Source organism: Nocardioides alkalitolerans DSM 16699, from assembly GCF_000426525.1.
GTDB lineage: Bacteria > Actinomycetota > Actinomycetes > Propionibacteriales > Nocardioidaceae > Nocardioides > Nocardioides alkalitolerans.
The window spans coordinates 52,557-70,866 of record NZ_KE384533.1 but is presented as its reverse complement, the minus strand read 5'-3'; the positions used below and the strand labels follow the sequence as shown (position 1 = coordinate 70,866).

General features: G+C 74.5%; 21 protein-coding genes. 11 read left to right on the top strand and 10 right to left on the bottom strand.

What is annotated here, in order from left to right; translation table 11 throughout:
* Positions 1-38 precede the first annotated feature (38 nt).
* The gene (locus K329_RS0117055) at positions 39-1,280 is read right to left on the bottom strand and encodes a cytochrome P450 (RefSeq protein WP_028474002.1); all 1,242 of its coding nucleotides are present in this window, start codon (positions 1,278-1,280) and stop codon (positions 39-41) included.
* An 89-nt stretch (positions 1,281-1,369) separates the two neighbouring features.
* Entirely contained in the window at positions 1,370-2,206 is an 837-nt protein-coding gene (locus tag K329_RS0117050) for an SDR family NAD(P)-dependent oxidoreductase (protein WP_052337038.1), read from the bottom strand.
* 131 nt (positions 2,207-2,337) lie between these two features.
* Between K329_RS0117050 and K329_RS27525 the strand changes: the two genes are divergently transcribed.
* The 5 genes from K329_RS27525 to K329_RS0117025 all read left to right on the top strand — a co-directional run bounded on the left by K329_RS27525 (position 2,338) and on the right by K329_RS0117025 (position 5,918).
* Positions 2,338-3,609, top strand: coding sequence for a PucR family transcriptional regulator (locus K329_RS27525; RefSeq protein ID WP_052337037.1), 1,272 nt, complete (start codon positions 2,338-2,340; stop codon positions 3,607-3,609).
* A gap of 151 nt (positions 3,610-3,760) precedes the next feature.
* The gene (locus tag K329_RS27520) at positions 3,761-4,651 is read left to right on the top strand and encodes an alpha/beta fold hydrolase (protein ID WP_157571803.1); all 891 of its coding nucleotides are present in this window, start codon (positions 3,761-3,763) and stop codon (positions 4,649-4,651) included.
* An 84-nt stretch (positions 4,652-4,735) separates the two neighbouring features.
* Entirely contained in the window at positions 4,736-5,119 is a 384-nt protein-coding gene (locus tag K329_RS0117035) for an STAS domain-containing protein (RefSeq protein WP_028474000.1), read from the top strand.
* Between the two features lie 70 nt (positions 5,120-5,189).
* Entirely contained in the window at positions 5,190-5,411 is a 222-nt protein-coding gene (locus tag K329_RS0117030) for a hypothetical protein (protein WP_028473999.1), read from the top strand.
* 72 nt (positions 5,412-5,483) lie between these two features.
* Complete coding sequence (locus K329_RS0117025; protein WP_028473998.1) at positions 5,484-5,918, top strand: SRPBCC family protein; 435 nt, start codon at positions 5,484-5,486, stop codon at positions 5,916-5,918.
* Positions 5,919-5,977: 59 nt separating this feature from the next.
* On the opposite strand, the gene K329_RS29740 is transcribed toward K329_RS0117025, so the two are convergent.
* Together K329_RS29740 and K329_RS27510 are read right to left on the bottom strand one after the other, a co-directional pair.
* A complete protein-coding gene (locus K329_RS29740) occupies positions 5,978-6,511 on the bottom strand; it encodes an HtaA domain-containing protein (protein WP_052337035.1) in 534 nt (177 codons plus the stop codon).
* Positions 6,512-6,607: 96 nt separating this feature from the next.
* Positions 6,608-7,243, bottom strand: a complete 636-nt coding sequence (locus K329_RS27510) for a TetR/AcrR family transcriptional regulator (RefSeq protein ID WP_052337034.1) — start codon at positions 7,241-7,243, stop codon at positions 6,608-6,610.
* Positions 7,244-7,336: 93 nt separating this feature from the next.
* On the opposite strand from K329_RS27510, the gene K329_RS0117010 reads away from it, so the two are divergent.
* Positions 7,337-8,854 (top strand): MDR family MFS transporter, encoded by a 1,518-nt coding sequence (locus tag K329_RS0117010; RefSeq protein WP_052337033.1) that lies wholly within the window; start codon positions 7,337-7,339, stop codon positions 8,852-8,854.
* A 67-nt stretch (positions 8,855-8,921) separates the two neighbouring features.
* Positions 8,922-9,905, top strand: a complete 984-nt coding sequence (locus K329_RS0117005; protein WP_028473996.1) for an MsnO8 family LLM class oxidoreductase — start codon at positions 8,922-8,924, stop codon at positions 9,903-9,905.
* Here K329_RS0117005 and K329_RS0117000 read toward each other — a convergent pair.
* Positions 9,892-10,614: a sortase domain-containing protein gene (locus K329_RS0117000; protein ID WP_043644099.1), complete on the bottom strand. Its 723-nt coding sequence runs from the start codon at positions 10,612-10,614 to the stop codon at positions 9,892-9,894. The two genes, K329_RS0117005 and K329_RS0117000, sit on opposite strands and share 14 nt — an antisense overlap.
* Before the next feature lie 49 nt (positions 10,615-10,663).
* A complete protein-coding gene (locus K329_RS0116995) occupies positions 10,664-11,167 on the bottom strand; it encodes a mycothiol transferase (RefSeq protein ID WP_028473994.1) in 504 nt (167 codons plus the stop codon).
* Positions 11,168-11,254: 87 nt separating this feature from the next.
* Between K329_RS0116995 and K329_RS0116990 the strand changes: the two genes are divergently transcribed.
* On the top strand, positions 11,255-11,650 hold the full coding sequence (locus K329_RS0116990; protein ID WP_028473993.1) for a nuclear transport factor 2 family protein: 396 nt from the start codon (positions 11,255-11,257) through the stop codon (positions 11,648-11,650).
* A gap of 21 nt (positions 11,651-11,671) precedes the next feature.
* Here the strand turns inward: K329_RS0116990 and K329_RS0116985 are convergent, their stop codons facing one another.
* The 3 genes from K329_RS0116985 to K329_RS0116975 all read right to left on the bottom strand — a co-directional run bounded on the left by K329_RS0116985 (position 11,672) and on the right by K329_RS0116975 (position 15,677).
* Positions 11,672-13,651, bottom strand: a complete 1,980-nt coding sequence (locus tag K329_RS0116985; RefSeq protein WP_028473992.1) for a beta-propeller domain-containing protein — start codon at positions 13,649-13,651, stop codon at positions 11,672-11,674.
* Between the two features lie 55 nt (positions 13,652-13,706).
* On the bottom strand, positions 13,707-14,552 hold the full coding sequence (locus tag K329_RS0116980) for an aldo/keto reductase (RefSeq protein ID WP_043644097.1): 846 nt from the start codon (positions 14,550-14,552) through the stop codon (positions 13,707-13,709).
* Between the two features lie 252 nt (positions 14,553-14,804).
* Entirely contained in the window at positions 14,805-15,677 is an 873-nt protein-coding gene (locus K329_RS0116975; protein ID WP_028473990.1) for a DICT sensory domain-containing protein, read from the bottom strand.
* 77 nt (positions 15,678-15,754) lie between these two features.
* On the opposite strand from K329_RS0116975, the gene K329_RS0116970 reads away from it, so the two are divergent.
* From K329_RS0116970 to K329_RS0116960, 3 genes are all read left to right on the top strand, one after another.
* Positions 15,755-16,195 (top strand): hypothetical protein, encoded by a 441-nt coding sequence (locus K329_RS0116970; RefSeq protein ID WP_028473989.1) that lies wholly within the window; start codon positions 15,755-15,757, stop codon positions 16,193-16,195.
* Positions 16,192-16,518, top strand: coding sequence for a hypothetical protein (locus K329_RS0116965; RefSeq protein WP_028473988.1), 327 nt, complete (start codon positions 16,192-16,194; stop codon positions 16,516-16,518). The genes K329_RS0116970 and K329_RS0116965 overlap by 4 nt, the downstream gene beginning before the upstream one ends.
* A 215-nt stretch (positions 16,519-16,733) precedes the next feature.
* The gene (locus tag K329_RS0116960; RefSeq protein ID WP_043644095.1) at positions 16,734-17,813 is read left to right on the top strand and encodes an MBL fold metallo-hydrolase; all 1,080 of its coding nucleotides are present in this window, start codon (positions 16,734-16,736) and stop codon (positions 17,811-17,813) included.
* Here the strand turns inward: K329_RS0116960 and K329_RS0116955 are convergent.
* The gene (locus K329_RS0116955; RefSeq protein ID WP_028473986.1) at positions 17,798-18,277 is read right to left on the bottom strand and encodes a GNAT family N-acetyltransferase; all 480 of its coding nucleotides are present in this window, start codon (positions 18,275-18,277) and stop codon (positions 17,798-17,800) included. The genes K329_RS0116960 and K329_RS0116955 overlap by 16 nt on opposite strands.
* Between the last annotated feature and the right edge of the window lie 33 nt (positions 18,278-18,310).

Genomic DNA, 18,310 nt, shown 5'->3' with positions numbered 1-18,310 from the left:
GGGCGTGGGTCCGCACACGTCGGGCCCCGACCGCCCCCTCACGCCCCGCCGAGCACCACGGGCAGCGAGGGCGGGCAGCGCAGCATGAACCCGACCGCCGTCGGCAGGTCGCCCACCGGCGTGATCGTCGCGACCCGCTCGGCGAGCGCCGCGAAGGCGTGGCGCATCTCGGTCTGGGCGAGGCGGGCGCCGACGCAGTAGTGGGTGCCGGCGCCGAACGGCAGGATCTGTCCGGCGGCCGTGAACTGCGCCGAGCCGCGGCCGGCGAACCGGTCCCGGTCGAAGGTGTGCGGGTCGTCGAAGACGGTCTCGTCGAGGTTCGCCGACGCCATCAGCACGCAGAGCCTCTCGCCCTCGGCGACCTCCACCCCGGCCACGGTCGTCGGCGCGGTCGCCTCGCGCATGACGCCGCAGACGGGCGGCAGGATCCGCAGGGCCTCGGCCGAGTACGCCGCCAGGGCCTCCTCGTCGCCCGAGTGCTCCCGCAGCCACCGCCACTCGTCGGGGTGCAGGGCGGCGTGGCGCAGCGTCGACGTGATCACGCGCTCCGTCGTCTCGACGCCGGCGGCGAGCAGGAAGATCACCGAGCTCACGATCTCGTCGACGGGGAGCGGCTCCCCGTCGTACTCGGTCGTCGCCAACCGAGAGAACAGATCATCGCCGGGGGCGCGCCGGCGCTCGTCGATGAGGGTGACGAGGAAGTCGTGCAGCTCGTCGCGGGCCGCGAGGGCGAGGTCGCGGGCGCCCGGGTCGGTGATGCTGTTGGTGCCGCCCGAGCCGATCGCGCGGTACCAGCGCCGGAACGATCCCTCGTGGCCGAGGTCCGCCAGCTCGGTGATCGTGACGAGCGGGATCCACATGGCGAAGTCGTCGCGCAGGTCGACGGGGGTGCCGAGGGCGAGGTCGGCGGTCGTGCGGCGGGCGATGCCCTCGACCCGGTCGTCGAGGCCGTTGCGCAGGGCGTTGCGGCTGCGGATCTCCCGGGCCACGACGCCGACCTTCTTCGCGTGCTCCTGGCCGCTCATGTGCAGGAACGTGCGGCCGTAGACGGGGGAGCCGACCCCGGCGGTGGGCACGCGGAACCCCTCGGTGTCGCGCAGGACGGTGCGCACGTCGTCGTACCGGGTGACGACGCGGGCCCCGAGGCGCTCGCTGCGGAACGCGGGGCTCTCCTGGCGCAGCCGGGCGTAGACCTCGTGCCGGTCGACGCGCACGTCGTCGTCGAGCACGGCCCCGAAGGCGTCGGCGAGGTCGGGGGGCATCGTCGTCGAGCGGGGCACGGGGCTCCTCGGGGTCGCCGGGCTCGTGACCTACGTCACGGATCCATGACCATAGTGATCATGGATCGGCGGTGGCAAGGGTGCCCCGGTCAGAGGCAGCGCGCCGACAGTCCGCCGTCGACGGGCAGCAGCACGCCGTTGACGTACGACGCGCGGTCGCTCGCGAGGAAGAGCGCCACCTCGGCGACCTCCCACGGCGTGCCCATGGAGCCCGTCGGGCTCGCGGCGTGCCGGGCGGCCAGGGCCCGCTCCGCGGCGGCGGGGTCGTCGACGAGCTGGTCGGCGGCCAGGGGGGTGTCGATGAGGCCCGGCAGCACGGCGTTCGCGCGGATGCCGCGGTCGGCGTACGTGAGCGCCACCGAGACCGTGAGCTGGTCCACCGCCGCCTTCGCCGCGCTGTAGGCCGGGTAGACGTAGCCGGTGTCGCGGATGGCGGCGACCGACGAGACGGTGACGACGGCGCCCTTGCCGGCGCTGAGCATGCCGGGCAGCACGTGGCGCAGCGTGAGGTAGCAGGCGGTGAGGTTGACCGCGAGCGAGGCGTCCCACGTCGGGCGGTCGAGGGTCAGCACGTCGCCCGTGACGGCGACGCCGACGTTGTGGTGCAGCACGCCCGGGGCGCCCCAGGCGGCGGTCACCTCGGCGACGGCGCGCGCGACGTCCTCCTCCCGCGTGACGTCCGCCCGAACGGGCCTCGCCGTGCCCCCCTCGGCGACGACCTGCTTCGCGACCCGCTCGGCCTCCGCGGCGTCGCGGTCGAGGCAGGCGACGAGCGCGCCCGCGCGGCCGTAGGTGAGGGCCGCCGCCTCGCCGTTGCTGACGCCCGACCCGCTGGAGCCGGCGCCCACGACGAGCACGACCGTGCCGGCCAGCTCGCCCGACCCGTGCGCCCTGCCGACGGGAGCAGGGGGTGCGGCGTGCGACATGGGGCCTCCGGGGGTACGGCGCGTGCTCGGTGCAGCGGGTCGCCGTCGATGATCCGCGCGGCAGCGGCCCTCCGGCACCGCGCGCTGACGAGACCGGCACGCCGCGTCTCCACGATCTGTAGCATCCGCGCATGGCCGACTCCGAGGTGCAGCGCCTGATCGACGGGCTCGCGGAGCGGCTGCGTCGCTCGGTGGTGATCGACGACCCGGCGGTCCGGCTGCTCTACACGAGCCGCCACTACGGCGACGAGGACGAGGTGCGCACCCACGCCGTGCTCCAGCGCCGCGCCTCGAGCGCCGCGGTCGGCCACGTGCTCGCCCAGGGCGTCGCCGGCTGGACCCGGGCCGGGGTCATCCCGCCGCTGCCCGAGATCGGCATGCGTGCCCGCGTCTGCCACCCGGTGCGCTGGCGCGGCGCCCTCATCGGGCTGCTCCTCGTGGTCGACGCCGACGGCTCGATCACCACCTCCGAGCTGGGCGAGATCACCCGGGTCGGCGACGAGGTCGCGCCGCTCCTGGTGGCGGAGGGCGACGGCGAGGCGACCCGGGCGGCCGACGCCCGCGAGGCGGCGACCCGCGACCTGCTCGGCGCCACCCACGCCGTACGGCGCGACGCCGTCCGGGAGCTCGCCGGCCTGCTCGACGTCGACGCGGTCGAGCACGTCCGGGTGCTGCACGTCGAGGTGCGGACCGGGGGAGGGGCGCGGTCGGCGGGTCCGCGCGTCCCGGGCTCGGCCCACGTCGGCGCCGCCCTCCGGTTCGCGCTCGCCGAGCACGGCGGCAACGCGGCGGCGCCCGTCACCCTGACGTGCGTCGGGGAGGCGGAGGCGCACGTCGTGCTGGGGTCGCCCCGCGAGGTCGGCGACACCGCGACCGAGCGCCACGCGGCCCAGATCGTGCGCAGCCTCGAGAGCATCGCGGCCGACCGGTTCGTGAGCGTGGTGGGCGTCGGTGGCCCGGTGCGCGGCCTCGACCGGGCGTGGGCCTCGGCGCGCCAGGCCCGCCTCGCGTCGGGCGCCGCTCGCGGTGTCGTGGCCGACCGCGTCGTGCAGTGGACCGCCCTCGGGGCGACCGGCACCCTCCTGCAGCTGCCGCCCGGCGCGCTCGACCCCGACCTGCTGCCCGACGAGCTGCAGCGCCTGCTGGCGGCCGACCGGGACGGCTCTCTGGTCGAGAGCGTCCGGCAGCTGCTGGCCCACGCCGGCTCGATGCCGGCGACCGCGACCGCGCTGCACATCCACCGCACGACCCTCTACTACCGCCTCGACCGCGTGCGGCAGCTGACCGGGCTCGACCTCGACGACGGACGCACGCGGCTGGCCCTGGACGTCGGGCTGTCGCTGCTCGACCTGGCGGCGTTCGACAAAGAGTGGAGAGGTGGCGCGACGGTCGCGTCAGAGTGAGGTGGTGACCCAGGTCACCCGCGGTGGATCCTCGTCCTGGCCGCGCGTGCGGCCGCCGGGGCTCCCGCCCCGCCGCACCGACACCCGTACCGACCCCACCGACCCGTCGTACCGACACCCGGCCCGCACCGGCCGCAGGAGGCCCGCCGTCATGACCGAGCTCACCACCCGCGACGGCTGCACGCTGCGCTACCGCGTCACCGGCGACGGCCCGCACACCGTCGTCATCGTGCCGGGGTGGTCGCAGACCGCCGCGATGTTCGACCGCACCGTCGCGCTGCTCGGCCCCGAGTTCCGGGTCGTCGCCTACGACCACCGCAACCACGGCGAGTCCGGGCGCACGCCGTACGGCGCCCGCATCGCCACGCTGGCCGCCGACCTCCGCGAGCTGCTCGACCACCTCGAGGTCGACCGCGCCCACGTCGTCGCCCACTCGATGGGCTGCTCCGTGCTCTGGTCGCACATCGACAGCCACGGCACCGACCGCCTCGCCTCCGTGGTGTGGATCGACCAGCCCAGCGTCTGCGCGCTGCTGCCGTGGCTGGCGCCGTCGGACGCCTCCGAGGTCGGCGCCATCCTCGACTTCGCTGGTGCGGAGGCGTTCGTCGCGTCGCTCCTCGGCCCCGAATCCGACGCCGTGCGGGAGGGCTTCCTGCGCTCGATGCTGTCGCCGGACCTCTCCGACGACGACTTCGCCTTCCTGCTGGCCGAGAACCGGAAGCTGGCGATGCCGTACGGCGCGCAGCTGCTCCTGGACCACGTCGTGCAGGACTGGCGCGACGTGCTGCCCCGCGTGGACGTGCCGTCGCTGGTCGTCGGCGGCGAGGTGAGCCACGTGGCCGCGTCGTCGCAGGCGTGGAGCGCCGCGCAGATCCCCGGCGCCGCGCTGCGGGTCTTCACGCGCGCCGAGGGCGGGGCCCACTTCCCGTTCTTCGAGTCGCCGGACGACTTCGTGCCGGTGCTGCGCGCGCACGTGCTCGCGGCCGCCGGGGCGCCGGTGAGCGCCGCCGACGCGGGCGCCCCGTCGTACGCGCACGGCTGACGCATCCGCGCCGCGCATGGGGGCCGGATTCTCCCCCCGATGGAGGAGTCGGCCCGGGCCTCGACGTGGCTAGGCTTCTGCTCGATGACGGACTCGGAGAACCGCCCGGGCGTGCCTGACGCCTCCACCCCCGACGCGCGCGCCCGGGGGCGGCGGCAGGAACGCCCGCTCGTCACCGAGTACGACGAGCGGAGCGCGACCCTCAGCGTCACCGGTGGGGTCTTCGACGACATCGAGCTCGAGGACCTCCAGGCGGCCGTCGTCGACTCGAGCGACGGGCTCACCCGTACTGTCACGGTCGACCTCAGCGACACCGACTTCTTCCCCAGCCGCGCCGTGGGCGCGATGGTCGCGGCGATGCGCCGGGCCTCGGCGAACGACGCGACGCTGCGGATCGTGGCCTCCGCTGGCTCGCTCGCCCACCGCGTGCTGAGCGTCTCCGGCCTGCCCGTCGTCACTCGCGGCTGACGGCCCGACCACGGCCCGACCACGGCCCGACCGACGGCCTGAACCGCGTACGGCGGGGTACCTCTCCGGCATGACTGACTACTCCCCCGAAGAGCTCGAGACCGTGCAGGCCGTCGTCGACCGCGTCAGCTCCTGGCAGGACGGCGCCACCGAGAGCACCGTCGACGCCGAGCTGAAGAAGGGCTTCGAGGAGGCCGGCATCGAGATCTCCGAGGCCGACCGCGCGAAGCTCGCCGACGCGATCCAGGAGGAGCACGGCGAGGTCAGCGCCTCCGAGGTCCTCGGCGGCTGACTCCGGCTCCGTCCCGACGGCTCACCCCTCCGTGCGAGGGGTGAGCCGCCGTGCGTCGGGAACCGGGGAGGCATGACCACCGTGACCCGCACCTTCGAGGTGCAGCCCGCCCCCGCGACCGTGATCGACTACCTCAAGGACTTCAGCAACGCCGAGGAGTGGGACCCGGGCACCGAGTCCTGCTCGCGCATCGACGTCGGCGAGGTCGTCGTCGGCTCGAAGTTCAAGAACGTCTCGAAGATCGCCGGCATCAGCACCGAGCTGGTCTACACGCTCACCGAGCTGAGCGCCGACAAGCTCGTGTTCCGCGGCGAGAACGACACCGCCACCACCACCGACACCATCACCGTGGTGCCGGCCGGGACCGGCAGCGAGATCACCTACGAGGCCGTCATCGAGATGAGCGGCGCCGCCAAGCTGGCCGCGCCCGCCGTCAAGGTCGTCTTCGAGAAGATCGGCAACGACACCGTCGAGCAGATGACCGAGGCGCTGAACAAGCGCGCCTGACGCGTCGGGCCGGGAGCCCGGGGTGGCCCGCGGAGCCCGGGCCCGACACCCGGCCGCCGTCAGGTCGTCGGCAGCGGCGCGATGATCGCGACCGGCTCGAACGCCTCGCCGACCTGGTATACGTCGTTGAACAGCTCGACGCCCTCCGGCGTGAGGCGCACCTCGGTGGAGAACCACGCCTCGAGCCCGTCGGCCTCGGCGGCCGGGTCGGAGCGCAGCCGCATCGTCACGAGCGGCAGCCTCGGGGCGTCCGGGGTCTGGTACGGGTCCTCGATGGAGAGCACGGCCTCGTCCGCCCCCAGCACGACCCACGGGTTCGCGACGCGCACGAAGAGCATGCCGCCGTGCCCGGTGAACCGGACGTCGCCCCGGAACGCCCACGCGCGCACCGCGCCCGCGGTCGCCTCCGCGGGCGGGGGTGCGGCGTCGAGGGCGAAGAGCATCTCGTGGGAGCCAACCGGCGTCGCCCCCTCGCCGACGGTCCCACGGCCGCCGGGCATGCGCCGTACGTAGTCGATGAACGACGTCTTGATGCCCCAGCGCAGTCCGTGGGGCGGCAGGCCCGCCGCGGGCTCGGGAACCGTCTCCGTCATGGCGACGATCCTTCCATGATCATGATCCGCGTGGTCGGGCGCGCCTCGGGGGCGCGGTCGGCGGGCCCTCGTGCGCGGCGGACCGGGTGTGCGGCCTCAGCCCCGGCAGAGCCGCCGGAACGCGGCGCAGGTGTCGCGGTAGGTCGCGACGAGGTCCGGGGTCGGGCCGGTCGTGCGGCGCTCGACGGCGTCGGCCCAGCGGTCGAGCGCCACGCCCACGAGGGTGCCGGCGGTCTCGACCGTCACGCGGATGTCGAGGTCGTCCGGCGTCGTGCCGACCACGCCGGCGACGAGGGCGATGAACTCGTCGCGGCGCTCCTCGTCGAGGTGGAGGGCGGCGAGGCGGAGCGACGGCTCGGTGCGCATCAGCAGCCGCAGGCGCAGCATCTGGCGCCCGGCGGGGCTCTGGCCGTCGCGCAGCTGCTCCAGCATCTCGACCCAGAGCGTCTCGATCTGGGGCAGCAGGGGCTCGTCGGGTCGCAACCCCGTGACGACCCGCTGGAAGGTGTCCTCCACGTCGCGGTGCGCGACCAGGGCCGCGCGCTCCTTGGTGGCGAAGTAGCGGAAGAACGTGCGCGGCGAGACCTGCGCGGCCTCGGCGATGTCGTCCACCGTGCAGCCGGCCACGCCCCGGCGCTCGAAGAGGTCGAGCGCGGCCTCGGAGATCTCCTCCTCGGTCTGGCGACGCCGCCGCTCGCGCAACCCGGTCGGTGCGTCCTGCTCCGTCGTCATCTGGCCTCCACGCTGTCGCACTGTAGTCGACGCCACTTTGTGCCGAGTTGGCAGTGACTGCCACAATCATCGGGTGGCGAAAGGACAGACGCGATGACCGTGCACGACCAGAAGACCCCTGAGACCGTTCCCGGGGGCGACCCGGGACCCGGCGTGCCGAACGACGCCGGCGGAGCGGCCGACGGTGGCGCCCCGCGCGGGCTCGTGCCGCTGCTCGTGGTCTCGGCGTTCGTCGTGATCCTCAACGAGACGATCATGGGCGTGGCGCTGCCGCAGCTGATGACGGACCTCTCCATCACCGCGACCAGCGCGCAGTGGCTCACCTCGGCGTTCCTGCTGACGATGGCCGTCGTCATCCCGCTGACGGGCTGGATCCTCCAGCGCTTCCACGTGCGCACCGTCTTCACCTTCGCGATGACGACGTTCTCGATCGGCACGTTCGTGGCGGCGATCGCCCCGGGCTTCGAGGTGCTGCTGCTCGCCCGGGTCATCCAGGCCACCGGCACCGCGGTGATGATGCCGCTGCTGATGACCACCGTGATGACCCTGGTGCGTCCGGAGCGGCGCGGCCAGATGATGGGCACGATCTCCATCGTCATCTCGGTCGCCCCCGCGATCGGCCCGACGGTCTCCGGGCTGATCCTGCAGTCGCTGAGCTGGCGCTGGATGTTCTGGCTCGTGCTGCCGATCGCCCTGCTCTCCCTGGCGCTCGGCCAGATCTGGGTGCGCAACGTGACGACGCCGGGCCGCCCGAGCCTCGACAAGGTCTCCGTCGTGCTCTCCGCGCTCGGCTTCGCCGGGCTCATCTACGGTCTCTCCAGCATCGGCGAGTCCGCCGGCGGTCACGCCCCCGTGCCGCCGTGGGTGCCCCTCGTGATCGGTGCCGCCGCCCTCGTCGCGTTCGTGCTGCGCCAGCTCTCGCTCCGCGAGCGTGCGCTGATGGACCTCCGCGCGTTCGGCTCGACGACCTTCGCGATCGCCGTCGGCCTCGTCGCGGTGACGATGATGGCGCTGTTCGGCACGCTGATCCTGCTGCCGATCTACCTGCAGAACGTGCTGGGCGCGACCACCCTCGAGACCGGCCTGGTGCTCCTGCCCGGCGGCCTCGTGATGGGTCTGCTGGCCCCGGTCGTCGGCCGCCTCTTCGACCGCCACGGCCCCCGTCCGCTCGTGGCCCCCGGCGCGGTCGTCGCGTCGGCGGCGCTGTGGGCGATGTCGACCCTCGGCGAGGGCACGGCGCTCGGCGCGGTCATCGCGATCCACGTCGTGCTCAGCATCGGTCTCGCGCTGATGTTCACGCCGCTGCTCACCTCGGCCCTCGGGTCGCTGCCGCAGCACCTCTACTCGCACGGCAGCGCGATCGTCGGCACGGTGCAGCAGGTGGCCGGTGCGGCCGGCACGGCGCTGTTCATCACCGTGATGACCACCCGCATCGCCAGCGAGACGGCCGCCGGCGCGAGCGTCGTCACGGCGACCGCCGAGGGCGTGCACGCGGCGCTCTTCTGGGGCGGCGTGATCTCGGCCCTCGCCGTCGCGGTGGCGCTGTTCGTACGGCGCCCGCCGGCGACCGTCGGCGACGACGCCGCCACGAAGGCGCCCGCGGTCCACTGACCGCGCAGTGACGCGAGACGGGTGCCCCGGCGGGAAGCCGGGGCACCCGTCGTGCGTTGGGACGGACGTGAGGCTCTCCCTGCTCGACCGCTCCCGCACCCGTTCCGGCCGCCCGGAGGGCGAGGCGCTGCACGGCTCGGTCGAGCGGGCCGTGCACGCGGAGCAGGTCGGCTACGACCGCTTCTGGGTGGCCGAGCACCACGCCGTACCGGGCATCGCGTCCGGCTCGCCGCCGGTGCTGCTGGCGGCGGTCGGGGCCCGCACGTCGACGATCCGGCTCGGCTCCGGCGGCGTGATGCTGCCGCACCACCAGCCGCTCGTGGTCGCCGAGCAGCTCCTCATGCTCGACGCGCTCCACCCGGGGCGGCTCGACCTGGGTCTCGGCCGCTCGCTCGGGTTCACCCCGCCCGTCCGGCGGGCGCTGCGCCAGGACCTCGACGACCCCGACACGTTCGAGCCCGACCTGGTCGAGCTCCGCTCCTACCTCGAGGGCACCGCGCCGGTGACGGCCCGCCCGGTGACGGGCCGCGTCGTGCCGATGCACGTGCTCGCCACCGGGCGCGGCCTCGCGGTCGCCGCGCGGCTCGGCCTGCCGGTGGTGGTCGGGGGCCCGATCCTGGCGAGCGACGACCTCGGCGCCACGCTCGCGTCGTACCGCAGGGACTTCCGCCCCCACCACGGCAGCGAGCCCCGCGTGACGATCTCCCTCGACGTCACGGTCGCCGACGACGACGCGACCGCCCGCGAGCTCGCCCTCCCGGAGGCGTGGGCGATGGCGCGCTCGCGGCAGACGGGGGAGTTCCCGCCGCTGGAGCCCGTCGCCGCGATCCGGGCGGCCGAGTGGCCCGAGCAGGTACGGCGCCGGGTCGAGGCCGCGCTCGACGACGCGGTGGCCGGGAGCCCGGCGACGGTGCGACGCGCCCTCGAGCGCCTGGCCGAGCGCAGCGGGGCCGACGAGCTGCTGGCGAGCACGTCGACCTACGACCGCGACGCCCTCCTCGCCTCCGACGCCGCGCTCGCCGAGGTGATGGGCGCGGTCACGCCCCGGTGACCTCCACGAGCACGCCGATCTTGTCGATGCGGTGCTCGGGGTTGTCGAACTCGTCCGACCAGTAGTTGCCCTCGGCGTGGTCCTCAGTGGTGCGGCAGGTCGAGAGCGTGATCATCGCCCGCGTGGGCGCGACCCCCGGCTGGCCGGGCACCGCGGCCCGCTGCGCCGCGAGCGAGGCCTCCGACCGGAACGACGTCTGGCGGGTCTCGACGATCTCGTAGGTGTACGTCGCCCCGCCCGCCGCCACGTGCACCACGTCGCCGTCGACCAGGTCGGGCAGGAACTCGAACGCCCGCGTCGACGAGAGCCGGTGGGCCGTCACCTGGTAGTTGCCGATGCCGCCCGGCCCCGTGCCGCCGCGCTCGCCGTACGGGCTGGCCGCCCGCCCGTCGTTCTGGATCTCGGTGCCGGGCGCGTCGTCGGTGAACCCGACGTACGGCACGACCTCGAGGTCGACCAGGTCGAGGGACGGGATGGTGAGCAGCGCCGGCTGCGGCGTGCCGTCGCTGGCCCGGGGACCGGCCGGCGTGGTCGGGGCCGGGGCCTCCGGGGTGGTGGGGGTGCTGGTCGGCGCGGGCGGCGCGCTGGAGGTCGCGGACGGGCTCCCGCTCGGGGTGGACCCGGTCGCGCCGGTCTCCGCGCCCTCGCCGCCGCAGGCCGTGAGCAACGGCAGGGAGAGCAGCAGGGCCGCCGCGCGCAGACGCGTCATGCCTCCACGGTACGGCGCGTGTCCCACCCCCGCGGGGGGATCGGGCGGGTCAGCGACCGAGCAGGCCGCTCAGGTACGCCGCCTGGCCGACGTGCTGGGTGGCGTCGTTGACGACGCTGACGAGGCGCACACCGAGGGTGACCGGGGGGTCCCAGCGGTCGTCGACGACCCGGTCGAGGTCGTCGGGCGTGACGGTCGCGAGGTAGGCGACGCTGGCGGCGTGGACGGCCGCGGCGTACTCGGCCAGCAGCTCGGCCCCGGCGCGGACCTGCCCGACCTCGTCGGAGGTCTGGCCGTAGCCGATCGCCCCGACCTCGAACGGCAGGTCGAAGCGGTCGGCGAAGCCCTGGGCGGTCCACACCTGCTCGGTGCCGGCGACGTCGGCCACGTGGTCGTCCTCCACCCGCGCCAGGTGCCACACCAACCACGCGATCGAGTTGGCGTCGGGCGTCGGCCGGTGGGCGAGCTCGTCGGGGGTGAGGCCGTCGAGCACGGCGACGGTCGACTCCTGCACGCGGTCGTAGGCGTCGGTCAGCAGCTGGGCGGGCGTCATGCCGTCGACCGTACGCCCGCCCCGTGCTTGACTGCCGCCGTCGGTGCTCCGCCCGACCTGCCCGACCCCCACCACCGAGGAGGCCCGGTGTCCCGTCCCGCCACCGTCCAGCGCTGGCACGACATCGTCGCCGACCGCGACCCCGCGGCGATCGACGACTTCCTGGCTGAGGACGCGGTCTTCCGGTCGCCGGCCGTGCACACGCCGCAGCTCGGTCGGGCGACGGCCGCGGCGTACCTGCGGGCCGCCCTCGTCGTGCTCGGGCCCGGGTTGCGCTACGAGGCCGAGTGGTACGGCGAGGGCTCCGCCGTCCTCGAGTTCGTCACCGTCGTCGGTGGCAGGGACGTGCACGGCGTCGACATGGTCCGGTGGGGCGCCGACGGACGGGTCACGGAGTTCACGGTGATGGTGCGGCCGCTGCGCGGCCTGCAGGCGCTCGTCGAGGAGATGGGCGCGGAGCTGGCGCGCGCCACCGGCGCCTGAGGCGCAGGAGCGTCGACGTCCTCAGAAGGTGAGGACCTCGGCCACGGCACGGTTGCCCTCCGCGACCTGGACGACGGCCGACGTGCCCACCAGCCAGATGCGGTCGTCGACCACGACCACGCGCTGGAGGTCCGCGTAGCCGCCGCGCAGTCCCGTGACGTCGCTGCCGCCGAGGGGGATCTTCGGGCCCTGGGTCAGCTCTCCCGGGTCGACGTCCACCGACAGCACCGTCTCCGGCTGCGGACTGCTCCACGACAGCGACGGCAGGTAGACGCGGTCCTGCCACATCAGGAAGGCGCGGTGGTCGCCCTCGACCGGTGACTGGTGCCCCGGCCACGTGACCGTCGAGACCCGCTGCGGCGTGCTCGGGTCGGAGATGTCGAACAGCGACGCCTGCAGGCCGGTCGTGCCCCCGTTCGTCGTCGCGTCCTGCCCGACGCCGAGCAGGTAGTCGTCGTCCAGGGGGTGCAGGTAGGCCGAGTAGCCCGGGATCGACAGCTCGCCGGCCAGCGCCGGCGCCGCCGGGTCACTGGTGTCGATGAGGTAGAGCGGGTCGACCTGCCGGAACGTGACGACCGCGGCGAGGTCGGGCGAGAGGTAGCGCACCGAGTAGATCTGCTCGGTCTCGCCGAGCCCGTCGACGCGCCCGGTGACGACCAGGCCCACGCCCTCACGCTCGTCGAGCACGACCAGCGACGAGCTCGACGGCTCGACGGCGGCGTCCTGCGTGGTCGCGACCCGCACGACCCCGTCGGCCTCGTCGATCGCGAACTGGTTCAGCACACGCCCCTCGACGCGGCCGGAGCCGACGTACGACGTCGCGGTGGGGTCGGAGATGTCGAAGGCGTGGAGGTCGGTCGTCCCCCCGCCGGACCCGCCGCCCCAGAGGTCCCAGCCCGTCGACGCGACGATGACGCGCTCCGACGAGGCGTAGACGGTCTCGCCCGAGCCCAGGACGGCGGCCGACGAGGTCGGCACGGTGCCACCGTCGACGTCGAGCGTCACCACCGAGACCGAGGTGAAGCCGCTGAACTCGGTGGGCACGCCGACGTCGCCGCAGCCCAGCAGCGGCTCGACCGCGCCACCGTCGACCGAGAGGTTCGGCAGCCAGTCGGTGATCGTGCTCTCCTCGATGAGCGCGCGGTTCGCGTCCAGCGCCTCCGTCTCGGCCTCGAGCGAGCTGCCCTCGGGCTGCACCCACTCCAGGCCGGGCGGGTCGCTCACCATGACGAGCCGGACCGTCGAGTCGATCAGCCGGGCGCTCCGGTAGGCACCCTCGACGCGGGTCGACTGCACCACCTCCGGGGCGGCGGGATCGGAGAGGTCGACCTGGGTCAGCACGGTGCGCGCGGGGCGGCCCCAGCCGTAGCCGCCGCCCCAGACGCCGTCCTGCAGGACCATGGGGTCCTCGCCGGGCGGCGCGTCGGCCGCCGCGCCGAGCACGACGAGCGTCGAGCCCTGCAGCAGCAGCTCGGAGGGCGTCGAGACGCCCGCGAGGTCGACGGTCGCCACGGCCTCCGCCGTCGCCGCGTCGATCACCTGCACCTCGCCCGCGACGATCGCCACGAGGGTGTCGCCGTCGGTCTTCACGATGTCGGCCTCGTCGACGCCCTCGACCTGGTTGTTGGTGGCCGAGGTGCCCTGGTCACCGGAGGAGAACGTCACGGAGTTCTGGGGCTCGACGAGGGCAGAGTCGGCGGACGCCGCCGTCCCGCCGCGGGGCATGGCCATGCCGTCGCCGGATTCCGCCAGCGCGAAGGCCTCGTCGCCGTACAGGGCCATGTCTCCCAGCCCCCACGCCGTGACGCGCTCGAGGGCGTTGTCGGTGAAGTAGGTCAGCAGCTCGTCGCAGCTGGAGTAGCTGACGAGGCTGGCGACCCCGCTCGGGCCCGTGGCGGTCGGTGCGCCGGTGTCGGCCGTGCAGGCGACGAGCAGCAGGGGGGTGGCGACGACGGCGGCGAGGCCGAGGCACCGGGAGGTGTCACGTCGGGTGGGGTTCACACCCGTCTGACGCGGCGGGTCGCCCGGACGGTTCCGCGCGACCCGCCGCGCTCGCTCAGCCGTCCAGCTCGTTCGGGTGCGGCCCGATCCGGCCGTCGGACTCGAGCGCGTCGATCGAGACGAGGTCGGCGTCGGTCAGCTCGAAGCCGGCGACGTCGAGATTCTCCTTGATGCGCGACGGCGTGACCGACTTCGGGATGACCACGCGTCCGTGCTGCAGGTGCCAGCGCAGCACGACCTGGGCCGGCGTGCGCCCGAGGCGCTCGGCGATGGACGTGACCGCGGGGTCGGTGAGCACGGCGGCCTGGGCCAGCGGGCTCCACGCCTCGGTGACAATGCCGAGCGCCTGGTTGCGGGCGACGGCGTCGCGCTGCTGGAGCGCGGGGTGCAGCTCGATCTGGTTCACGGCCGGCACGGTGCCGCCGAGCGCGGTGAGGGCGTCGAGGTGCTCGGGCAGGAAGTTCGAGACGCCGATCGCCTTGGCGCGGCCGGAGGCGTGGATCTCCTCCAGCGCCTGCCACGCGGCCTGGTAGGCGCCGCGGCCCGGGGCCGGCCAGTGGATGAGGTAGAGGTCGACCGCGTCGAGGCCGAGCAGCTCGAGGCTGCGGTCGATCGCGGCGAGGGGCTCCTCGCGACCCTGGTCGGAGTTCCACAGCTTGGTGGTGACGAACAGGTCGTCGCGGGCGATCCCGGACTCCTTGATCGCCGAGCCGACGCCCGCCTCGTTGCCGTAGACGGTGGCGGTGTCGATGCTGCGGTAGCCCGCCTCGAGCGCCGTGGCGACGGCCGCGTGGGTCTCGGCGTCGGGCACCTGGAAGACGCCGAAGCCGACCTGCGGCATGGTCGCGCCGGTGTTGAGGGTGACGCTGGGGATCGAGCCGGGAAGGGTGGTGCCGGTCATCAGGGGGTTCCTCTCGTGGGGGACGGGTCGGGCCGCAGCCGGGGTACGGCGCCGCGCGGCGACCGCTGCTCCCCACGATGCCGCGCGGGGCAAGCGCGCGGTCCGCGGGCGGCGGCGTTCGCGGTAGGAGGTACCCGTGAGGTGGGTGTCACCTACCGCGATTCGCGTGGCGACGTGGATCACCGGTCCTTCGCGGTACCTCGTACCCGTCGCACGGGTGGCACCTACCGCGAACCGAGGGGCGGCGCCGCCTCAGCGGGCCCGGCGGTCGACGTACGCGATCATGCGGCCGAAGAGGGCGGCGGCGGCGTCGCCCGCGCCGTCGTCGGCCCGCTCGTCGGGGCGTACGGCGCGGAGCCCGGCCGCCAGGGGCGGCTCGACGAGGTCGTCGCCGGCCACGGCGGCACAGGCCCGTGCGGCGGCGCGCACGTCGGCGGGACGCAGCGACCACATCGCCTCGAACTCGCGGCGGTCGTCGGGCACGTCGTCCTGGCCGGGCAGCTCCCAGGCGGTGAGCACGACGGGGAGGTCCTCGGCATCGCAGACCACGGCCCACTCGTTGCGCATCGGGGAGTCGTCGGCGAGGGCCACGTGGCGGGGCTCGCCGCGGCGGGCCTCGGGGTCGGTCGACGGGAAGTCGGCGAGCACGGTCGTCGACGCCGCGACCCGGGCGAGGTCGCGCCACCGGCGCCGCGAGGCGTCGTAGAACTCGGCGCGCTGGAACGCGCCGTACAGATGGGGGCGACGGGCGTGGGCGACGAACTCGTCCTCGATCGCCCACGACATCGCGATCAGCGTGCCCTTGCCGAGCCGGTGGACGGGCAGGGCGGGGTTCAGGCGCCGCAGCTCTGCGAAGACGGAGGCGGCCGGGGGAGTGAACGTGGTGCGCACCCCGGCGATCGCCTGCTCGAGCCGGACCCCGGCGTCGCGGCGGCGCGCGACCTGCTGGACGAGCGCGACGTCCTCCCCGCGGTAGCGCCTGTGGCCGCTCGGGAGGCGTTGGGCGACCGCGAAGCCGTGGCGCTGCTCCCACATGCGGAGCGTGGGGGCGCTGAGCCCCGTGCGCTCGGCGAGGTCGCCGATCGAGAGAAGAGCCTCGTGCGGCTCCTTGGAGTGGCCCGGCATGATCTGACAATACCTCAACAAGACGTTCAATTACAGTGTTGAGGTTTCGATTTCTTCGGCCGACCAGGAGCAGCGACATGGACCAGCACCGTCACCACGGACACGTCGGCGGCCTCGCACTCACGGTGCAGGGCGTCACGGGTCCCTCCGCCGCCCTGCTCGTGCGCGACCCCGACGGGCAGCTCGTGCTGCGCACGGAGGACGCGTCGGCCTACACCCGGCTGCGTCCGTCGCGCGAGGTGCGGCGGGCGACCGCCGCGATGGCCGAGCGCGGCGTCACGGTGCGGGTCGAGCACGACGGTCGTGCGGTCGTCACCCTCGGCGTGGCTCGCGCCCCCTGGTGGCAGAGCACCCTCACCGGCTCGCGGCACCTCAGGGTGGAGAGCTGGCGGGCCGCCCGATCGGCGCGGACGGCGGGCAGCGCGCGGACGGCGGGCAGCGCACGCCCGGCGGTCGACGGGACCACCCCGGCCGGCACGGGTCCGGTCGACCTCCCCCTCCGCGGCGTCGTCGCGTGAGCTCGCGCGACTCCGCCCGCTCCTCGCACCTGCGCCACCTGACGCCCGACAAGGTGGCCGCGTTCGCGGACGCCGCGAGCACGGTCGTGCTCGAGGCCGACCTCGACGCCGAGCAGCGCGACGCGATGGAGGACATCCTGGCGTTCCTGCGCGCCGAGGCGAAGCGCGACGAGCTCCGTCCGGTCGTCGTGCTCGCCGTGCTGGCCCTCGACTCCCGCGTGAAGCAGGTGCTCGCCGAGACCGGTGGGGTGCTGCCGACGTCCGACCCCTGCGGTGCGTGTGCGGCTCCCGGCGGGGAGGCCTCCGCGGCCGTCGCCTGCTGAGCGGCGGGCCGTTCCGGGCGTTCGCACGATTTCTTGAGCGTGATTGCGGAGAAATGGAGGACACCGGTTGGGCGCGGTGTGCATACTGGTCATCGAACCGCGGTGGAGACCCGAGACTCCACCGCGGTTCGTCATTTCTCCGGGGTCCTGCGGTCCGTCCGGCCCCACCGCGGACCCTGCGGCCCCCGCGCTGGCCGAGGGTCTAGCCTGCGCTGATGAGCACCGCGAAGGCCATCTCGCCCGACTCCGACCGCCCGTGGGGCGACCCGGGCGCCTGGCCGGCGGCGCCGGGGGTGCACCGGATCCCCCTCCCGCTGCCCAACGACGGGCTCCTCGCGGTGAACGTCTACGCGATCGAGACGCCCGACGCCGACCGCGGCACGGCGCTGACTCTCGTCGACGGTGGGTGGGCCATCGCGGAGGCCCAGGAGGTGCTCGAGAAGGCACTGTCGAGCATCGGCGCCGGATTCGGCGACATCCGGCGCTTCCTCGTGACCCACGTGCACCGCGACCACTACACGCAGGCCGTCGCGCTCCGCCGCCTCAACGGCGCCGAGGTCGTGCTCGGCCGCCGGGAGGAGCCGTCGCTCGCGCTGGTCCGGGGCTCCGAGCAGGAGGTCCGCACCCGGATGGGCGGGGCGCTGGCCGACGCCGGGGCCGTCGAGATCGCGGAGCTCTGGAAGCGCGCGCCCGACGACGCCTCGACCCCGAACGACCTCTGGGAGCTCCCGGACACCTGGCTCGAGGGCGACCAGCCCCTGACGGTCGGCGCCCGCACGCTCGACGCCGTCCACACCCCCGGCCACACCCAGGGCCACTACGTCTTCGCCGACCGCGCCGACGGGCTGCTCTTCGCCGGCGACCACGTGCTGCCCACGATCACGCCGTCGATCGGGTTCGAGCCCGACACCCGGCTCCAGCCGCTGGCCGACTTCCTCGCCTCGCTCGCGAAGGTGCGCGCGATGCCCGACCTCAGCCTGCTCCCGGCCCACGGCCCGGTGCACGGCTCCTCCCACGGCCGTGTCGAGGCGCTGCTGGCCCACCACGACACCCGGCTCGAGCTGAGCCTGCGCGCGCTGGAGCCGCAGGCCGACGGCGGGGCGGGGATGTCGGCGTACGACGTCGCCGGCGAGCTGCCGTGGACGCGCCGCGAGCGCACCCTCGCCTCCCTCGACCCGTTCAACACCGCTCTCGCCTCGCTCGAGACCCGCGCGCACCTCGAGGTGCTCGTGGCGCGCGGGCAGGCCGTCGTACGACGCGGGGACGGCGCCCCCGGGCGCTACTGGCGGGCCTGACCCGGCCGCGCCATCGGCACGTGCGGGATCCCGTCCTCCAGGAACTCGGGCCCGTCGACGGCGTAGCCGAACGTGGCGTACCAGCGCGCGAGCGGCGCCTGCGCGTCGAGCCGGCTGGGTCGCTCGCCCACCTCGGCGAGCGCGGCGTGCATCAGCAGGTCCGCGAGCCCCCGGCCCCGCGCCGTACGCGCGAGCAGCACCCGGCCGACGCGCACCACCCCGCCGTCGTCGTCACCGTCGTCGAGCACCCGGGCGTAGCCGAGCAGGTCCCCGCCGTCCGTCGAGCCCTCGGACCCCTCCACGAGCAGCAGGTGCCGGGTGGTCGGCTCGAGGTCGCGGCCGTCGAGGTCGGGGTAGGGGCAGTCCTGCTCGACGACGAACACGTCCTGCCGTAGCCGCCAGACGGCGTAGGCGAGGCGCGGGGACAGGTCGTCGAAGCCGACGGGGAGCACGCGTGCGGTCACGGGGTCACGCTCCCACGACGTCCGCCGCCGCGG

Coding starts and splice junctions, on each gene's coding strand:
- K329_RS0116995 (WP_028473994.1), bottom strand. CDS start 11,167: ATGACGCCCGCCCAGCTGCTGACCGACGCCTACGACCGCGTGCAGGAG.
- K329_RS29740 (WP_052337035.1), bottom strand. CDS start 6,511: ATGACGGAGACGGTTCCCGAGCCCGCGGCGGGCCTGCCGCCCCACGGA.
- K329_RS0117000 (WP_043644099.1), bottom strand. CDS start 10,614: ATGACGCGTCTGCGCGCGGCGGCCCTGCTGCTCTCCCTGCCGTTGCTC.
- K329_RS0116980 (WP_043644097.1), bottom strand. CDS start 14,552: ATGACCGGCACCACCCTTCCCGGCTCGATCCCCAGCGTCACCCTCAAC.
- K329_RS0117030 (WP_028473999.1), top strand. CDS start 5,190: ATGACTGACTACTCCCCCGAAGAGCTCGAGACCGTGCAGGCCGTCGTC.
- K329_RS0117010 (WP_052337033.1), top strand. CDS start 7,337: ATGACCGTGCACGACCAGAAGACCCCTGAGACCGTTCCCGGGGGCGAC.
- K329_RS0117025 (WP_028473998.1), top strand. CDS start 5,484: ATGACCACCGTGACCCGCACCTTCGAGGTGCAGCCCGCCCCCGCGACC.
- K329_RS0116960 (WP_043644095.1), top strand. CDS start 16,734: ATGAGCACCGCGAAGGCCATCTCGCCCGACTCCGACCGCCCGTGGGGC.
- K329_RS27525 (WP_052337037.1), top strand. CDS start 2,338: ATGGCCGACTCCGAGGTGCAGCGCCTGATCGACGGGCTCGCGGAGCGG.
- K329_RS27520 (WP_157571803.1), top strand. CDS start 3,761: ATGACCGAGCTCACCACCCGCGACGGCTGCACGCTGCGCTACCGCGTC.
- K329_RS0116970 (WP_028473989.1), top strand. CDS start 15,755: ATGGACCAGCACCGTCACCACGGACACGTCGGCGGCCTCGCACTCACG.
- K329_RS0117050 (WP_052337038.1), bottom strand. CDS start 2,206: ATGTCGCACGCCGCACCCCCTGCTCCCGTCGGCAGGGCGCACGGGTCG.
- K329_RS0117035 (WP_028474000.1), top strand. CDS start 4,736: ATGACGGACTCGGAGAACCGCCCGGGCGTGCCTGACGCCTCCACCCCC.
- K329_RS0116975 (WP_028473990.1), bottom strand. CDS start 15,677: ATGCCGGGCCACTCCAAGGAGCCGCACGAGGCTCTTCTCTCGATCGGC.
- K329_RS27510 (WP_052337034.1), bottom strand. CDS start 7,243: ATGACGACGGAGCAGGACGCACCGACCGGGTTGCGCGAGCGGCGGCGT.